Here is a 17,576-nt window from a genome sequence, read left to right as displayed (position 1 = left end):
TTTCTCCTTTCACTGCCCTGAGGTAACGGTGAGTTCCTGTAACGAATGGTCCAGACTTTCCTGTGAAATTTTAACGGGGACCCACCCACGGACACTATTAATAAGCCATATACTTGTTGCTTCGATTAGGTCCCTGTACGTTAATACCTTTTCTTCAAGAACTCCGTCATTCAGGAGCTGATTTCGGAATGTACCTGCTAATAATCCGCTACCTCTTGGTGGTGTGTATTTTTTACCTTGTTGCTCAATGACAACATTTCCTGTTGTGAATTCAGTAAGTTTCCTATGCTCATTCCACAGAAGAACATCATAAGCATCTCCGCATGCCATGCGATGAACATCGTACATGTCCCGATACGTTGTCTTGTGATATAAGAAGCGCTGATTGGACAAAATTGGTGATTTCGCGAGAGCTACCGTCTGTGTTTCTCTTCGTTCTATAAGCAGTGTGCTCTCAACCGAAATTTCTCCCAATGGAGATAACAACACTCTGACCTTATGCAGGCCGGTTGCATGTTCGCTGGCATAAGCCGTCAGTTGGTTCTGAATAGCCTCTTTATTCGCCCGAAAGTTAAAATAGGACGCAGAATCCATCATCCGGTCAAGATGACTTCCCAAGAGGGAATACTGCCCATTCTCCAATCGAAGCGATTCCAATAATTCAAAATATGGCTTTTGTTCCGTTAACATCAACGCTTTAGTTTTGGCCTCTGCATATTCATCCGAAGCTGTCGAATCCCAAGTGATACCTCCGCCCACACCATATTCAGCCTGATTCCGCTGATGATCAATCCACACTGTCCGAATCGCTACATTAAAAACGGATGAACCATCCGGACTTAACATACCAATCGATCCGCAATAGATCTCTCTTGGTGTATCTTCCAGCTCATAAATTAAATCCATTGTGCTGATTTTTGGTGCCCCAGTGATAGAACCACAGGGGAAAAGTGCTGTGAACAAGTCCTCCAACTGTATGTGGGACCTTGTCTTTGCTGTAACAGTAGAGGTCATTTGAAACAATGTATAATATTTCTCAATATCAAAAAGTCTCGGTACATGAACACTTCCCGTCTCGGCAATAACACTAAGATCATTCCGGAGTAAATCTGTAATCATCACATTTTCAGCCCGATTTTTCGGAGAATGATGCAGCCACTCGGCCAATTCGTCATCCTGTTCCTGGTGAAGCCCCCGTTTCACTGTTCCTTTCATCGGACGAGTCTCCAGCTGATTACCATTCTTTTTAAAGAATAATTCAGGTGAAGCACTCAACACACTGATATCACCGAGTTGCAGCATGGCTGAGTAATCTGCCTGTTGTGCATCACATAACTTTGTATAATAAGCGTAAGGGGCACCCTCATATTCCGCTCGAAGACGCATCGTATAATTAACCTGATAGGTGTCTCCCCGCGCGATGGCTTCGTGAATTTTATGTATATTTTGATGATAAGTCTTCTCTGTAACCGTTGGTTCCCATCCTGAGATCTGATATTCATCAGATGAGGATGTATAGCCTGTATCATACCCTTCAAAAACACCAAACCATATCAGCGGTAAAACCACATCTGAATGAACTCGAAAAGCGGGATCGAAAGCCGGGGCAGCTTCGTAAGACACATAACCTACTGCATAATATCCTTTATCAACAGCGTCCTGAATTTTCCTCAAAGCCGGTTTTACCTCTTCAATGGATGTTGCCTTAATGACTTCAACAGGATTTGTGAAAATTTTACGTTGTTTACAGCGATCCTCGTCTACAAAATCAAATAAGATGTACGGATTCGCACCGGATTGATTCATTCAAGAATACCTCCTTGAGAAGTTAGTTTAGAGCGTAACGTAACTGGAGTCGGATTCTGTCTTTTGGTAAGAGCAGTTCTGCAGAAAGTTAGCCAGAATCTGTTTACCGGATGGCGTAATGATGGATTCCGGATGGAACTGCACACCTTCTATACTCCATTTCTTATGGCGAAGTCCCATCACTTCCCCCTCGCTGGACCATGCCGTAACTTCCAATTCTTCGGGCAGATCAGGATTGACAATAAGCGAATGGTATCTTGCCACATTCAGAACGGCCGGCATCCCTTTGAACAATGTTTTACCATCATGCGAGATATCCGAGGTCTTACCGTGCATCAGATGCCTGGCTGATTCCACTTTCCCTCCAAACGCCTGCGCAATCGCTTGATGGCCAAGACATACACCAAGAATCGGAATTTTCCCAGCAAAATATCGTATCACTTCAAGAGAAACTCCGGCATTAGACGGATTGGATGGACCTGGAGAAATCACGATATAATCCGGCGATATCTCTTCCAACTTTTGCACCGTAATCGTATTATTACGATACACGTTTACGCTCTCACCCAAATCAGCGAAGTACTGCACAAGGTTATACGTGAAAGAATCAAAATTATCAATCATGACGATCATGAGCAGGTATCCCTCCAGTATGAAATAAAAATTCAGAAAAGGATGACTTACGAGATAGAAGACTGACTATTCGGTCTGACAAATGGCGTACATAGTTGATTCTAGTTCAGTCAAGAATGCCAGGCATGGGGATCCCAAAAAAACAGACTGTTCGGTTTAATTAAGTTCATTGTTTGTGTTATAAACAAAATAATATTCACTACAGCTTAATGAAATCTAATCAGAGGGTTGATACCTTGGAATAAGTGACTTGTAAAGGAGAAGCAAAGAGAACGACGTCTGGTTGCCTTTTTGTGGTAAAAAATGGGAGTTATCTGAAGCGTTACAGCAGGTAGAAGGTAATTTTTATCATATGTTGGGAATTAAAGTGAAAACACATTTCTATTTCATAATAACCCATATTAAATAAGTATACCACCATTGTTTTAAATATTTTGCACTTTAATAACCTATTATGTAAATTTTCAATACAAAATAAGTCTTTTTGTCTTTTTTTACGATTCACTTTGAGCCGGAATTCAAAAAAAGCTGGCCCTCATCATTGTACGGTGACATCCCTGATAAGCCAGCTCTATCATCACATCATACTTACAATCCAACCGATCCAGTAGGCCAGAGGAATCAACAGTAGCTGCGCCAACAGTGTGCCAAAAAGGCGGGAAATTAACATGCAGCCATAAATCTGGTTCATACGATTAAGCCGAATCTCACCGCGTAAGGATCGGTCACTAAGCAGTGAGATTCGCGGATCAACCAAAATCGTAAGTAAAATGGTCGCCATTCCGTTAATCAATCCCGTCGATTGGGATGCAGCTACAGCCTGTCCCGGATACAGATAAGCTGCGTATAAACTGGATAAAACACCTGTGGTATAGATCGCAGTCACCGCTACATTGAGCAGCATCAACCGTCTTGGCATGCCGTGTTGTACCAAACGTTTGGCCATCTCCCAGGATGGCGGAGTGATGTAATACGTTGCATTGCGAATCTTACTCCGCTTCAGTAGTTGCCGAACCATACCAGGAATGGAACCAGCGGCTTCAAAATGCACAACCATTCTCGATGAGAGTTTGACCATTGTCGGGAAACAGAGTATAGCTAATGCCGTTCCTGCGGTTGCCGCACCCATTAACCAGTGCAGCTGTGCCGCAAAGTGTGGGTTAGCTCCACGTGTTGCGGAATCAACCAGACTGCCAATCATAGGGCCCTGTGCCATATTGGAAGTGCGAGAGACCAGCAGCAAAATGCCTGCAAGTGATATTGCCAATGCAATTCGACGAGTACGCAATCCCCCTAGACGAAGCGCATATGACAAGCTATCCGTTGCATGGATCAGCATAGTGAATACCATCGGAAAAGCGAGACTTAGACTGAACATATGTACGTTCTCCTTTATATTGGTTCTAATGTTTGATTTTATCCAATTCGATCATCACGTATTATACGCCTTGTGCTCACGGAAATACAGAACAGAGGCTGTATCCTTCAAAGTCGATTCGACCAATCTCGAATGATGTTTAAGTGCCTCTGTCGTTCATCTGTAGCGGATTCGATGGAATTGTCAGTTAGAGCGTTAATTACTTTTACTGCATAATCGCTGCTTACCAAAGCATGACCTCTCATATGTCCCGTAGCTATAGCTTGTGCAAATGAACGAGCAGCCCATCTACTTATGTCCGTTGTGGATTCTTTAGCCAGTTCATTGACCACAAATCCGACTTTCCTTAAATCAAAAGCTCGAATCTTGCCATCAATCCGCTGCTGCAATGTTTGTATTCCTAGGTTGATTCGCGGGTCATCTGTTAAATGGTCATCCAGATGCACTAAGCAAGGGGATGCCACTTCTAAAGCCCACTTGGCAAGAAGGCTGTGTGGTATTTGTTCCAGAGCCTGTTCCATTGTATTTCTTAAATCCAAATTGTCTGTAATTTTAATTTTGGGCGCACTTGGTTTAAAATTTTCCTGTTCTTTTTTAATATTCTGTTCATGTATATTCCAGGAATACTGCTCTTGTTTCATCTTAAAACGCACCCCTTCTCTTCGATTACAACATACATATATATATTCGATAATAAACATCATCGTTTTTCTTGGAAGTGGTTTCGTTTACCCGATTTCCCTGAGGGTAATATACTACTAACCCATACGATCCAGGAGGGACAACCTATGCCATGGAATAAACATGATTACCCCGTATCGATGAAAAACTTGAAACCGCGCATCCGGCATAAAGCCATTGAAATCGCCAACGCTCTGCTCGAAGAAAGTTATGAGGAAGGACGGGCAATTGCCATTGCAACAGCTAAAGCCGAAGAATGGGATGAAAATCATCCTGATGACAAGGCATCAGGTTCCGATGCATCTTCTGCCACATCTTCTATGGAAAATAGTAAAGGTACTACCAGCTCGGACACCTCTTCCAAAGAGAGGCGCCACTCTGAACCCGTCTCTTCGTCCAAAAGTCATAATAACATTCATGTGGTGCCCGCAGAATCGGGCTGGGCTATTAAACAAGAAGGCACATCCGATTATCATTCCACCTATAATACGAAAGCGGATGCTGTGGATGCAGCCAAAGCGTGGAGCAACAAACAACATATTCGAGCCATTATTCATAATCAGGATGGACAAATTGCCCGTTCTCTTAAATCATAATGTTCTGCTCTTTTGTTCATGAGCATCCTTTGGTTACCCAGCTTTCCATATGTAGAACAAAAAATCCCTCTTGCTGCGGATATGCAGACAAAAGGGATTTCCTCTCCAAATCAAAGCTTGCTTCAAACCAGTCAAAGCTTGATAAAGCCCGAATACTTTTTACGCCATATAAGCCATGGGTTATTCTGAATTGCATACTCAATGCGTTACGCCTTGTGCCACGGAAGTCCGTGTTGTAGCCACATTGACCGCTTTGGCGGCAACGGACGGGATCGGCAATTTCACAGCCGAGGTCGTAACAACCGTACCGCGAGCCGGTACACTGACCACATACGTAATCATTTTGCTGGCAATCCATACAGCCAGAATTGTATATAAAGTTTCTTTTACCGGAAGAAAGAAAAGGGACAATCCCAGAACGAACGCATCACTGACAAAGAAAACCGTTCCCAGCTTCCATCCCTTCCAGCGGCTAACGAGCACAGCGAGAATATCATCTCCACCTGTCGCTCCACCAAAACGAAGCACAATTCCCGCACCGATCCCGGTCAATACACCGGACAGCACCGCAGGAATCCACAGGTTTCCGTTAAAATTCATCACCAATGTGGAGTATCGCTCAAAGCCGTCGTAAAATAGGGAAAATGCACCCACACCAAGCATCGCTTGAATCATGAATTTCCAGCCTTTAATGAACCAGGCCAGGATCATGACAGGAATGTCGAGCAGCAACATGCCGATCGCCGGCGATAAACCCGTTGCATATTTTCCGAGCAGGGCCAGACCGACAAATCCGCCCTCCGATAAATGATTCTGAAAGTTAATGTGATAATAAGCAAATGCCAAAATAAATGTACCAAGCAGCATAATCGCAAACTTGATCGCTTCTGTCTTAACATGTTGTAAGGTTAACGATGTTCTCTTCATACAGGTTCCCTCGCAGTTTGTAGTTGGTTTTTTAGACCGACCGTACCCTGCAAAAGGTAAGCCTGGAAGAAATCATCGTGTACGTCCTTCGAATATTCATCCCAATCCCCTCTTTCGCAGAGTCAGCCGTTTTTTTGAACCGGTTGGTTTACTCTACAAGGGGCGCTATGTGTATGAGAGATCGTAACGTTTCCAGATTGTCCTTGGGGAGATTGTCCTTCGGGGACTCATGGTATCCTGATCCTTTCTGTGTGTTGTGGTTAGCTGTGCTTAGTTAAATTGAAAAATAAATGATGCGGAAAGTTGAACAGGTCACTTTACACTTGCCACTCCGATTGCAGTACCCACTTTCGATCGCTGTTATCCCCGGATTTTTTTGATTCCTTTTTTTAAAAGGGAACATCCTGTGATAAACGCGAACGCTTCGCTTCTACAGTTGGGTTCTGCACTCTTCGTTATTGTGTAAAAAGGACAACCAACTTACAGCATTGCAAATTTAATTCAATTTAAACACCAAAGCTAACTTTCTTGTACTTCTATTATATAACACCAATGGGACCGGGTCTAAACAAGCAACCCAGCAAAAACACGCATAAAGCAGCCTCTGGACTGCTCCAGCCGTCATACAGGCACACGGGCATAAGCAATGCTTACAAATGGTGCTACCTGCTCCTTTATTCTATGACCGAAGCCTCCAAATATAACAGTGCAGTCACCCAACTGTGACAATTACGGGCCTTTTTTTATTTTTTGCTCGTTAGTAAAGGAATCCTTTGCCTGATGCACATACACTATAACAAACGGTATCGACAAATCAAATTCAAACGTTTCCAGACTTACTCTTCTTTTTATGGTATAATATAACAATTGAATCCCATTACCGTTTAAGCGAGGCGGATTGATGAAAACGTTAAAGCCAAGAGTCTTTATTGGCTGCTCGCTGGAAGCGAAGCCGATTGCAGCCGCTGTACACGAAAACTTGCGTTTTTCAGCCGAAGTCACCCCGTGGTATTCGGGGGTATTTAATCCAAGCAGCTATACTATGGACGATCTGGAAGCCGAGGTACGCACAACGGACTTTGCCATTTTTATCTTCCATCCGGATGACATATCCAAAATTCGCGGAAAGTACTACGCATCGGTTCGGGATAATACAATGCTTGAAATGGGTCTATTCATGGGCCGTCTGGGACGAAAACGTATTTTTTTCATTCTTCCTGAGGATATTACAGACATCAAGGATGCTACAAAAATCGAAGGACTGCGGATGCCTACCGATCTGTTGGGGCTGAATCCGCTGGTATATGAGATTCGTTCTGACGGAAAGTGGGCTCCAGCCGTATCCGTGGCCTGCTCCAAGATTGCGGACAGCATCGAAGAACAAGGACGCTGGAGTGATCCTGAAGCCGAGCGTATCATCGAGAATCATAAACGCTCTGAAGATCAAGCCCGCCTACAGTTATTCAAACTGCTGCGTTTCTTTAGGGAATTACTGCGCACACGCAAAGCAGATGACCAGATGTTAGAACGCATGAGCGATGCACTGCGAAGTGCCTTTGTCTCGTGTCCACCATTCACTGTCCGTGGTACAGCGATCTATCGTACAGATGGTAATGGTTATATTGAGCAATTATGTGGTAATGTTGGAGAACCAGGCAGAAAATACAACTTGTCCGCGAATGATGACAAACCGCCGGATGATCCTAAACGTATTCTCGTTGTCGATTCATATCAGGAAAACAAAATCAAAGTTAATCTGTACGACGATTACCTTGAGAAAGAGTACCTGCTATGCTATCCTGTAGCCAAGAGGTATGTAATTACCGTTCACATTATTGGTCATATTGAAGCGGATGAGGCGGTATTTCAGCACATTGACTTGCAAAATCGTCAACTGTTTAACGCCATCAACGATCTGTTAGGAGGCGAACCGGAATGAAACCGGAAATGAAAAAAATAAGCAAGCGCTGGGGCAGCGAGAAGAAAGTCCGCCTTAGTTCTGCGCCTGATTCATCACGACCGGTTCCGGAACCAAAGGAAGAGGAACGTTTCCACAAACCGGCTGTACCGCTCATTACGATAGGCCCTTCACTCAAGGGCAAGGAGCGACCTTACAAGGTCATTTTAGAAAAAGAGGCGTATTACGAGAAACCTCAATATCTTGCTTAATTTTGGTAACAAATTCACTGAACTATAGCTTCAGCAGAGGACTATAGTATCATCAGACTTTTCACTTGATTTCTATAATTGGTGTATAACCATTCCATTCATATTGCCGCTGTAACGGCAACGTGTTGATCAGGCCCCGCCACCACGGCTGGGCTTTTTTGTTTCTTTTTTACATACCGTTTGACCAAGTAGTCTGTTGCTTCTGACCTTAGGTTTCCTGCAAAACCCATAAATTATACCTAAATTTTGGTTCAAGCTTGTCCGTTTTTACTGACACACACTACGCCTCAAACCTTGACCACCGCTGCAACCTATAAATACTTCACCACACCTATCACATCACACATTCTGTACCGCGAATCGTAAATTTCTTTATTGCTATCTATCCGGTTCTCCATCCGTAAACTCCCCGCCGCAAAGCCTTCTAACCTTATACTGCTCCGCAAAAAAAGGAATACCCTATCTTCTCACAAGTTCTATTTCCATTATTTCTCGGTTGTATAACGGTTCTCTATTGCATATATTGATTATAATATAGGAACACATGTTCTGTAAACATTTAATTCCAATTATAGGTTAAGGAAGTGAACGTATGGCATCCTCTTCTACTTCCGCCCCCTCTCCTTCGGATGAAGATCATCGCCTGATCAAAGGAATGGTTGTGCGCACGCTTTTGCTCGATGTACTGGAACGGGATATTCGAACACTGGATACACTGCTCCTGAAAATGCCTGAGGTCTATATTCTGTCCCTCACCCGCATTCAGAATCAAGTTCTTAAGGAAATGCTGGAGATACGCAAACAGATGAGAAACCGCGGAGTGAAAGTTCTGGAGGAGACACGGGGAAAGGATGGCATTGAAACCGTTTATCTGTGCAGGGGATACGGACAGCGGTTCTATATGCTCTGGACATTTGCACGCAATGAGGTCAAAAAAGAGCTGAGTCGTCATCTGCAGATGGATCTGACACAAACCTGATTAACACAATCGATTTGATTGCTGCTCCAAGGTTGAAATTGCATTTGGATGGGTTTCCTGAACGGCTTGACCATAGTCGGCTTTGTTCATTAAGATGGAGAAGACATATCCCACCATTCCCATCCGGGAAACGGATATGCCCTCAACGTCTGTTCAATCAAGGAGCTGTACTTTATGGATATAAGTTCAAATTCACATTTACCTTCACTTATGAAAAATAATACAAAGTCACATCCGCTCGTAGCAGCAAATGTGACTGAGCTGATCGGTCAGACCCCCGCGGTTCGGCTCAGCCGGCTCACAGGCACTGACTCCGCAGACGTGTTCGTCAAGCTGGAGTATTTCAATCCAAGCGGCAGCGTCAAGGATCGTGCGGCCTACAACTTAATCACGCAGGCTGAACGAGATGGATTGTTACAGCCTGGAGCAACCATTATCGAACCGACCAGCGGCAATACCGGGATTGGACTCGCGATGAATGCCGCGGCCAAAGGATACAAAGCGATCCTGATCATGCCGGACAACATGTCCAAGGAACGTATCAACATATTGAAGGCTTATGGTGCTGAGGTTGTACTTACACCTGCGGCGGAGCGGATGCCTGGAGCTATTCGCAAAGCGAAGGAGCTCCAGGTCGATCTGCCGGGCAGCTTTATTCCTCAGCAGTTTGAGAATCAGGCGAATCCGGATATCCACCGGATCACGACGGCGCCCGAGATTATGCAGCAGATGGATGGCAGGTTAGACGCCTTCATCGCTACAGCCGGAACCGGCGGCACGATCACCGGAACGGGCGAAGAACTGCGCAAGCAGCTTCCCGCCCTCCGCATCTACGCGGTGGAGCCGCAAGGTTCCCCGGTGCTGTCCGGCGGCGAGCCCGGACAGCACAAGCTCGTCGGTACAAGTCCGGGCTTCATCCCGGACATCTTGAATACCGACGTGTGGGACGCCATCATCCAGGTGTCCGATGAGGACGCACTGGATACGATGCGGCAGCTTGCTGCCCGGGAAGGGCTGCTGCTCGGCCCTTCCTCTGGCGCTTCAGTGTGGGCCGCCCTTCGCATCGCGAAGGAACTGGGGCCAGGGCACCGAGTGCTCTGCATTGCGCCGGATACCGGGGAACGGTATCTGAGCATGGGTATTTTTTAATAAAGAGGCAGGGCACAGAACTAACAACGCTGAATAACACCAAAAGTCCTTGCTCCCCTACGAATGTTTAATCCGCAGAGAACAAGGACTTTGTGAAGCCAAATATCACTTTTGGAAAAAATGTGAAAACATGAAGAAGGACATTCGCTATCCTCTATAACATCCAGCACCCATTAGTGTGTCAGGGTTGTCCATTCCACACCTTCAGGAAGCAGAGCCGCAATGCGGTCTTTGGCTTCCTTTTTGGTATACAGTGATTCATCCAGAATGGCTGCAGAACCGGAATCCGTGCTTGTCCGAATCAGACGTCCAAGACCTTGTTTCACACGCAAGAGCATATACGGAAGATCGATCTCTTCGTATGGTGCTGACGACGCACTGCGTTTTGCATTGAAGACAGGGTCCTGTGGTGGATACGGGAGCGACCAGATCATCACGTTGGATAACGAGGGTCCTGGAACGTCCAGACCTTCCCACAGATTGACAGAGCACAGCACACTTTCCTCATCCTGCTGGAACGCTGCGATCAGATCACTGATCTCTCTGTCTCCCTCGTACATAAAGCGTAATCCTTCTGCTTCAGGCACTTGAACGACGTCCTGCTTGAACGCGCGTAGTTCTTCCATTGTACGGAACAGAATCAGTGCACGACCGCCACTCTCCTGAAGCAGAGCAACTGCGTCACGAAGCCTATTTTCGTTCTCCGCTTGACCCGGTGCGGCTTGTTCGGTAATCTTCATCTGCATTTTGTCCGCATAGTCATAAGGAGAAGCGACCGAGAACGATACAAAATCGTCGATCCCCAGACTGTCCGCCACATAACGGAATGAACTATCCACAGACAGCGTTGCCGAGGAAAATACAATGGGAATGCCAGTGTTGAACACACGCTCGTTCAGAATTTCTTTTACCGTACGTGGCATGATCGACAACGTGGTCTCTTCCTCGCTCTCTTCCGCCCAACAGATGTAACCATCTTCCTTGCGGAACAGAGACAATGCCGTCTGAATCATATCGAGATGTTCTTCCACAACACGCATCTGATACCCATCCAGCGAGAATAATCCACTCTCGAATACCAGCTCTTCGCCAATTGCATCCAGCACACTGTTCAACCGTTCGATCTCTTGCAACAGCGGCGCTTCTACCCGAACTTCCTTCCGCTCCGAGCCGGGAATCGCCACCGTATACGTATCCAGCAGGCGGAACAATCGCTCACTGCTCTCGATTGCTTCATCTACACGCTCGGCAAGGGTTTCACGAATCTCACCTTCGAGCAGACGTGTGACCAGTTCCTCGAAAATACGGTGTTTCAGTTTGTAGCTCAGTGCGTTCAGGGCTGCTTCTTCCAGCAAATGTCCTTCATCAAATACAACCGAGCTGTGATCCGGAAGCAGGGGAAGTTGGCCCTCGCGTTTGCGCGCATCATAGGTCCAGACATGCTCCATGTAGTAATCATGGGAACAGATGATGATGTCTTTTGAACGACGGTAATGGTCACGCGATAGCGTCAGGCCGCAGCGTTGACGTTTTGGACAAACAAAACAATCCTGAAACGGGTCCCAGTTGATTTTATTCCACTGACGATCATTCAGATGTGGATACTGTTTGCGGTCACCATACGGATGGAAAGCCTGAAGTGTACCCGGCGTGTTCACAAAATCCGGCAGACTCTCATGCACTTCTTCAATAACAGGGGCATCTTCATCCGCAAATCGCATCGCACTTAATTTGTTCAGACAGACGTATTGGTCCGGTGACTTACCCAGACGTGCGTCCACTTCCAAGTCCAGATGTGCAGCCAGCTTCGCAATATCTCCGCCGGGCTTCACAAGCTGTTCAATCAAGGACTCATCGGCACAGGCGATCACTGCCGGTTTGCCCGTATAACGTGCATAACAGACCGCGTAGAGCAGATAGACTAACGTCTTGCCTGTTCCGACACCGGCCTCCGCCATAATGGTCTTTTTATCTCCATAGGCCCGTTCGAGCTGGTACGCCATAAAAATCTGTTCATCCCGTACCTCGAAGCCGGACTCTGGCAAAATATCGTAAAAAACATCGGCAACCCATTCCCCGAGACGGGATACAAAAGGTTCAGCCGGATCATATGCAAAAGGGTAACGTTGTGTAGACAATCCTGGGTCAGCCTCCATTCTTAGACAAAGCGGTCCAATTTCAATTTCCCGTTCCAAAAAGGCCGCAGGCAAAATTTAATTATCGCATGTGATGAGGTAGGTGACAAGCTTTTTTTCACTGTACTAATTCATAAAGCTTGCATGAAGGCAAAATATACTCAAATCTAGCATTAGAAAGGGAAGTTTACTATATATCATTCTGCACCAGAAGAGTATTCCCCAGACATTATATAAGAGTCCCTCTACCCTTTTGCAATATGACGAAGTTCATTTCGGTGGATCAAGGGTATGTCTCATGTTTTTTGGTTGGAAAAAAGGAGCTTTCTACGTTCATTTCGGAGGATTGATCGTTAAATGGAGACTATCAACTGATGAGAGGATTATATGCTGCCTATAGATCAGACTGCGTTTGAAGGTTCAATGCCTGATGCACTCGGCCCTGAAGTTCATGTGATCAAATGATTATTGATGATAACGTTTACAACATTTACCATCAATGTGTACCACACGAATTCCATATCCCATCTGACCAAGGAGGTCTACGTAATGAAATTATTCCCATCCACATCTACTCATGTCCATGCACGAACTGAACGTTCACTGAAATCGAAAATGGCCCATCTCTGTCTGAGCGCCACGCTCCCTCTATTAATAATTGGGGGCGGATCGGCTGGTGCTGCCGAACTGATGGAGAGCAGCTTGCAAAATCCCTCGGAATCAGTGGCGACTTCTAATATCACACTTGCTGCGGGTGATCTGTATGTATCTCCTGGCGGCTCTGCCAGCAGTCCAGGAACCATCAACAGTCCGACGTCACTGGCTAACGCGCTGACTCAGATCGCACCGGGTAAAACGATCTATCTGCGCGGTGGTACCTACAGTTTCTCGGAGACGATAACGATCGAGCGTGGCAACAGCGGCACCTCCTCACAACGTAAAAATCTGGTCGCCTACGGATCGGAAAAACCGGTCTTTGATTTCTCCTCTCAGACCTTCGCGTCCACCAGCCGTGGGCTACAGATGTTTGGTGACTACTGGCTCGTCAAGGGACTTGAGGTGAAGGGTGCGGGCGATAACGGTATCTTCATCGGAGGCAGCTACAACCGTCTTGAACAGATCGAAGCTCACCATAACCGGGATACCGGCATTCAGATCGGGCGTTATGCCTCCACTGCTGCCAAGAGCGAATGGCCTTCATATAACGAAGTCATTCGTTCCTACTCTCACAACAACTATGATCCGGATGACGGCGAAGATGCCGACGGTTTTGCCGCAAAGTTGACGGTAGGTCCAGGGAACGTCTTTGACGGCTGCATTGCCGCCTATAACGTGGATGATGGCTGGGATCTCTATAGCAAAACGGACACAGGCGCCATCGGTGTCGTCACGATCCGTAACAGCATTGCGTACGCCAACGGCGCCACCGCAGACGGAACCTCTACTTCAAACAGTGACGGTAATGGCTTCAAGCTGGGTGGCGAGAAAATTGCCGTGAATCACATTGTCGAGAACAGCATTGCATTTAATAACAAAAAGCATGGCTTTACCTATAACAGCAATCCGGGTTCGATCCAGATGACCAACAACACCTCATGGAACAATGGACAAAGCAACTTTGCCTTTGATAAAGGCACCCATATCTTCACCAACAACCTGTCCTTCCAGGGCGGCGCCAGCGACAAAACCAGCGGAACCGATGTCAGCAGCACCAACGTCTGGTGGAAAAACAAAAAAAGCGTCAACGACAAAGGCCTTCTCGCTAGCGCAGCCGACTTTGTCTCCCTCGTGCCTTCGGTAACGCGTAACGCGGACGGAACGCCTTTCCTGGGCAATTTCCTCAAGCTTGCGGGTGGCAGTGATCTGGTAGGGTCAGGTACGCCAGCGGGTAAGAATATTGGGGCGCGGTAGGTGTGTGAATAAGTAAAAAAATAAATAAATAAAAGCAAAATCCCCTTCCCCATGCCAGCCGATTGCTGGTTATGGAGAAGGGGTATTTTTATTTGCTATGCATTGTCCACTGGCTCGTAAGGTAGAAAGGTACTCACGGTTTGGCTAACACCTCAATCATAAGTCTGCCGCATGTACGAAAGCCCTGTTCAAACGCCGCTTCTACATACATAGATGTAGATTGTCCAATCAAGTCGATCAGTTGCTCCAAGGCATCGTATTCTGTATCTGGAAGCTTTGTTTTGTAGTTTTGCATGATATCCGATATTTGGTTGTTAATCTCGTAATACTCTGCCTGTTCAGGATGAATCGACTCGTCCAACCGTAGGTTCCCGTGAAACAAATCTTCGATCAGGTTTGACATGTTATCCTTCATGGTAAGGTCACCTCAGGAGAATTATACATCAAGGAATGAGGTGGGATGAGGATTTAGTGGAAAATCCGCTATCAATGTTTTCTTTAAACAGAGTACAAGGGGCCTCTATCTCTGTGTAGCCTATCGACTCGAAATAAAGTATGAACATGGAAAGTGAATATTTCTAACGCTGTATTAAAAAATGTGTGATGTCTGTGTCAGCTTAGTTGTATCTTGCTCAGCAGCGCAAACGGTATCAAACGTTCGATTATTGAAGGATCGTTTGTCCTGGCCGAAGGCACAAAGGATAATTTCAGTAAAGTAGGACTATCCCCCTTCCTCAATAAGACTTTTTCTGGTGACGGATTTTGCGCTGCCGGAATGTTGTTTTCTGCGCTTAGGTGGATAAAATGCCCGGTGCCAGAGAATAATGACCAAAAGAGCTTTTCCCAATTCACATCACTAAGGAGCGAATAACATGAAGCAGATACACAGCGATATTAATCCTGCGGACTGGCCGGCCATCTTCTATGTTCCCCACGCCGATGACGATGCAATCGGGTACGCTGGCGCCATCGCAGAGCACAAAGCAGTCGGCCGACCGGTTTATGTCGTTTTGGTGGCCAGCGGGCATAACGACGGACTACTGAAAATCATGAAGGGCGAAACAACTTGTCGCCTTGGCGGCAGACCCGGTTTTGAAAACCACCCTAAAAAACATGACTTCACAGCCATGTCATCATACGACATCCACAACTTCAGGAAGCAAGAGTTCGAGCGTTCCGTCACCAATATATTGGGAGCGGATAAAGTTTACTACGCCGGAGACAGTGGAGACTGCATTTTTGACGGTTTGTTTTACACCAATTACAATGCCGCCGTCCAAATGGTCAGAAGCACGATTCAACTCATGGCGCAATATTATCCGAACGCATCCCATAAATTCGTTAGCGGTCCGACGGACAAATACCCAACTGATAAAAGAACCGTGCTAAATGTAACCCATAAAGCGGTTTACGAAGCGGCCGTCCAATGCTGCATCGGCGAGCCTTACATTAAAGATGTTCGCTTTTACCGGGTATATTCCTACTGGGACAACCGGAACCCGCTGCATAGCCATACGGACTTCATTTTTCATAACGAAGCCGCGTGGCAGGACAAAAAACGGGAGGCTCTGAACTGTTACAAGGATTACAATCCTGCGTTGCAACGCTACGCACTGGGATACCACAGCGTCCCCGAGTTGATCGACAGCGCTTACGAAAGCACCAAGACCTATATCGACCTGTTTCCCGAGGAAATAACCCTCTATGAAAAGCCCGTCGCCTTACAGGCCCATGAGGGCCTGTATATGAGGCATCCTTATCAGCACGGCCTGATCTACTCAAACGGCAATTGGATTGAAGACGAGCAGGAGTTTTTACCCATATGGCATTCCGAATTCATTGACGGATCCGGCAAAAAAGATCGGGTTGTACTCGCCGCCGTTGGGAAAGTAAACAAATCCAACTATTTGTCTATTGTCGAAACGGGGGACAACAAGGGGGCCATCCGATATAGTTCCAAGCCGGAGCCGTTCACCGTCTATCCGGTCGGATTCAATAAAATTGCCCTTTTGGCCTCCAATGGTCTGTTCCTACGTGCCTATAAATCCAATGAGGCGTACCCAGCAAAAGCGGACAGCGCAAAAATAGATGTATGGGAAACGTACACACTGATGAGCAGGCATTCCGGATGCGGTATTTCCAGCGTTTCGGCCAACGGAAAGCTTTACGTTTTTACGCGGGAAGCGGATCAAAGTTTGATCTATAGAATATGGGATGGTGTAAACTGGACAGAATGGAAGACCCTTGGAAATGATTTCAAATCGGGGCCAAAAGCAATCGTTCAAAAGAACCCCAGATATGGAGATATTCTTACCGTATTTGCCTGTCACGAGGATGGAACGCTCCAGTATCGTTCACTTGTCGATTCACATTGGTCGGAAAAATGGCTGTCTACCGAATTGGAAATCACATCGCAGCCGGAAGTTATTTTATACAACAACACGCCACATATCTTTGCCCGGGGGAAAGCGCCGGAAAGATATACAATGCACATCTGGCTCGATCAAAAGTGGGAGAGCGAAAATCTTGACGCCGGAGAAAACGACAAGCGCATCATCTCAGGCATCAAGGCGATTTCATATGGAGAAAACTCAGGCTTTATGATTTACGCCAAACTGAAGGACGAAAATTACAGCTGGTGTTGCAGACATTGGTTAGACAGTTGGTATGGCTGGTTCCCGCTAACCGACATGCAAAGCACAGCGGATCCTGATATCGCATCGCCTCCCGAAATCATATTATTGAACGGTGCAACCAATATTTTTGTCAGAGGGGCCGACAGTTTTTTATGGCGTTACCACATCTATGATCAGAACTTGGGTGGGTGGGAGCAAACGGATTGGAAAATTTCTTCCGCTCCCAAGGCCGTGATGAACGGCAGCCAAATCTGCATTTTTGCGCAGAAGGCTGACAGTATGGATTTGGAATGTCGGTTATGGACAGGCTCAGGCTGGTCCGTCAAACCAATGACTGCGGGCTCCCCTGTCTCATCAGAACCCGAAGCCGTAATCCATGATAATGCTCTTCACTGCTTTGTAAGAGGTGAAGATTCTGATGTCCTGAAAAATGAAATCAAGAGCGGGTTATACCATGCTTACGAACTGGACGACGGTTTTCAATTCGAGTTTCTCGGAGAACAGATCATTTAAGGTAATCTTCACGGCGACTCGCGCGACCTCCGCCAAATCATCCCACTCCGGTACCTCTACCAG

Annotated in this window: 14 protein-coding genes; 7 read left to right on the top strand and 7 right to left on the bottom strand. The window is 46.3% G+C overall.

Features of this window, described 5'->3' with window-relative positions:
- Positions 1-9 precede the first annotated feature (9 nt).
- The 4 genes from pabB to ACR8BL_RS27145 form a co-directional block, all read right to left on the bottom strand.
- Positions 10-1,806, bottom strand: coding sequence for an aminodeoxychorismate synthase component I (gene pabB, locus ACR8BL_RS27160; protein WP_434750412.1), 1,797 nt, complete (start codon positions 1,804-1,806; stop codon positions 10-12).
- 27 nt (positions 1,807-1,833) lie between these two features.
- The gene (locus ACR8BL_RS27155) at positions 1,834-2,439 is read right to left on the bottom strand and encodes an anthranilate synthase component II (RefSeq protein WP_434750411.1); all 606 of its coding nucleotides are present in this window, start codon (positions 2,437-2,439) and stop codon (positions 1,834-1,836) included.
- A gap of 577 nt (positions 2,440-3,016) precedes the next feature.
- On the bottom strand, positions 3,017-3,817 hold the full coding sequence (locus tag ACR8BL_RS27150) for a lipid II flippase family protein (protein WP_434750410.1): 801 nt from the start codon (positions 3,815-3,817) through the stop codon (positions 3,017-3,019).
- Positions 3,818-3,924: 107 nt separating this feature from the next.
- Entirely contained in the window at positions 3,925-4,458 is a 534-nt protein-coding gene (locus tag ACR8BL_RS27145; protein ID WP_434750409.1) for a putative immunity protein, read from the bottom strand.
- 147 nt (positions 4,459-4,605) lie between these two features.
- On the opposite strand from ACR8BL_RS27145, the gene ACR8BL_RS27140 reads away from it, so the two are divergent.
- Entirely contained in the window at positions 4,606-5,094 is a 489-nt protein-coding gene (locus ACR8BL_RS27140; RefSeq protein ID WP_434750408.1) for a DUF2188 domain-containing protein, read from the top strand.
- A gap of 198 nt (positions 5,095-5,292) precedes the next feature.
- Here the strand turns inward: ACR8BL_RS27140 and ACR8BL_RS27135 are convergent, their stop codons facing one another.
- Positions 5,293-6,021: a YitT family protein gene (locus ACR8BL_RS27135; RefSeq protein ID WP_434750407.1), complete on the bottom strand. Its 729-nt coding sequence runs from the start codon at positions 6,019-6,021 to the stop codon at positions 5,293-5,295.
- A 901-nt stretch (positions 6,022-6,922) separates the two neighbouring features.
- On the opposite strand from ACR8BL_RS27135, the gene ACR8BL_RS27130 reads away from it, so the two are divergent.
- The 4 genes from ACR8BL_RS27130 (at position 6,923) to cysK (ending at position 10,318) form a co-directional block, all read left to right on the top strand.
- Entirely contained in the window at positions 6,923-7,960 is a 1,038-nt protein-coding gene (locus ACR8BL_RS27130) for a nucleotide-binding protein (protein WP_434750406.1), read from the top strand.
- Positions 7,957-8,190, top strand: coding sequence for a hypothetical protein (locus ACR8BL_RS27125; RefSeq protein ID WP_434750405.1), 234 nt, complete (start codon positions 7,957-7,959; stop codon positions 8,188-8,190). The genes ACR8BL_RS27130 and ACR8BL_RS27125 overlap by 4 nt, the downstream gene beginning before the upstream one ends.
- 592 nt (positions 8,191-8,782) lie before the next feature.
- Entirely contained in the window at positions 8,783-9,169 is a 387-nt protein-coding gene (locus ACR8BL_RS27120) for a hypothetical protein (protein ID WP_434750404.1), read from the top strand.
- Between the two features lie 210 nt (positions 9,170-9,379).
- Positions 9,380-10,318, top strand: coding sequence for a cysteine synthase A (gene cysK, locus ACR8BL_RS27115; RefSeq protein WP_434756746.1), 939 nt, complete (start codon positions 9,380-9,382; stop codon positions 10,316-10,318).
- 173 nt (positions 10,319-10,491) lie between these two features.
- Here cysK and ACR8BL_RS27110 read toward each other — a convergent pair whose 3' ends face one another.
- Positions 10,492-12,474: an ATP-dependent DNA helicase gene (locus ACR8BL_RS27110; protein WP_434750403.1), complete on the bottom strand. Its 1,983-nt coding sequence runs from the start codon at positions 12,472-12,474 to the stop codon at positions 10,492-10,494.
- 669 nt (positions 12,475-13,143) lie between these two features.
- On the opposite strand from ACR8BL_RS27110, the gene ACR8BL_RS27105 reads away from it, so the two are divergent.
- The gene (locus ACR8BL_RS27105; RefSeq protein ID WP_434753268.1) at positions 13,144-14,364 is read left to right on the top strand and encodes a right-handed parallel beta-helix repeat-containing protein; all 1,221 of its coding nucleotides are present in this window, start codon (positions 13,144-13,146) and stop codon (positions 14,362-14,364) included.
- Positions 14,365-14,497: 133 nt separating this feature from the next.
- Here the strand turns inward: ACR8BL_RS27105 and ACR8BL_RS27100 are convergent, their stop codons facing one another.
- Positions 14,498-14,779, bottom strand: a complete 282-nt coding sequence (locus ACR8BL_RS27100) for a DUF6809 family protein (protein ID WP_434750402.1) — start codon at positions 14,777-14,779, stop codon at positions 14,498-14,500.
- A 457-nt stretch (positions 14,780-15,236) separates the two neighbouring features.
- On the opposite strand from ACR8BL_RS27100, the gene ACR8BL_RS27095 reads away from it, so the two are divergent.
- Positions 15,237-17,513, top strand: coding sequence for a PIG-L family deacetylase (locus ACR8BL_RS27095; RefSeq protein WP_434750401.1), 2,277 nt, complete (start codon positions 15,237-15,239; stop codon positions 17,511-17,513).
- Positions 17,514-17,576 lie beyond the last annotated feature (63 nt).

It is taken from the genome of Paenibacillus amylolyticus, assembly GCF_051136285.1.
Taxonomy (GTDB): Bacteria; Bacillota; Bacilli; order Paenibacillales; family Paenibacillaceae; genus Paenibacillus; species Paenibacillus amylolyticus_F.
This window is presented reverse-complemented; position numbering and strand designations above follow the sequence as displayed.

Excerpts from the sequence above, each read along its gene's own strand:
- ACR8BL_RS27150 (WP_434750410.1), bottom strand. The coding sequence starts at position 3,817 with ATGTTCAGTCTAAGTCTCGCTTTTCCGATGGTATTCACTATGCTGATC.
- ACR8BL_RS27100 (WP_434750402.1), bottom strand. The coding sequence starts at position 14,779 with ATGAAGGATAACATGTCAAACCTGATCGAAGATTTGTTTCACGGGAAC.
- ACR8BL_RS27110 (WP_434750403.1), bottom strand. The coding sequence starts at position 12,474 with ATGGAGGCTGACCCAGGATTGTCTACACAACGTTACCCTTTTGCATAT.
- ACR8BL_RS27095 (WP_434750401.1), top strand. The coding sequence starts at position 15,237 with ATGAAGCAGATACACAGCGATATTAATCCTGCGGACTGGCCGGCCATC.
- ACR8BL_RS27120 (WP_434750404.1), top strand. The coding sequence starts at position 8,783 with ATGGCATCCTCTTCTACTTCCGCCCCCTCTCCTTCGGATGAAGATCAT.
- ACR8BL_RS27105 (WP_434753268.1), top strand. The coding sequence starts at position 13,144 with ATGGAGAGCAGCTTGCAAAATCCCTCGGAATCAGTGGCGACTTCTAAT.
- pabB (WP_434750412.1), bottom strand. The coding sequence starts at position 1,806 with ATGAATCAATCCGGTGCGAATCCGTACATCTTATTTGATTTTGTAGAC.
- ACR8BL_RS27145 (WP_434750409.1), bottom strand. The coding sequence starts at position 4,458 with ATGAAACAAGAGCAGTATTCCTGGAATATACATGAACAGAATATTAAA.
- cysK (WP_434756746.1), top strand. The coding sequence starts at position 9,380 with ATGAAAAATAATACAAAGTCACATCCGCTCGTAGCAGCAAATGTGACT.
- ACR8BL_RS27155 (WP_434750411.1), bottom strand. The coding sequence starts at position 2,439 with ATGATCGTCATGATTGATAATTTTGATTCTTTCACGTATAACCTTGTG.
- ACR8BL_RS27135 (WP_434750407.1), bottom strand. The coding sequence starts at position 6,021 with ATGAAGAGAACATCGTTAACCTTACAACATGTTAAGACAGAAGCGATC.
- ACR8BL_RS27130 (WP_434750406.1), top strand. The coding sequence starts at position 6,923 with ATGAAAACGTTAAAGCCAAGAGTCTTTATTGGCTGCTCGCTGGAAGCG.
- ACR8BL_RS27140 (WP_434750408.1), top strand. The coding sequence starts at position 4,606 with ATGCCATGGAATAAACATGATTACCCCGTATCGATGAAAAACTTGAAA.
- ACR8BL_RS27125 (WP_434750405.1), top strand. The coding sequence starts at position 7,957 with ATGAAACCGGAAATGAAAAAAATAAGCAAGCGCTGGGGCAGCGAGAAG.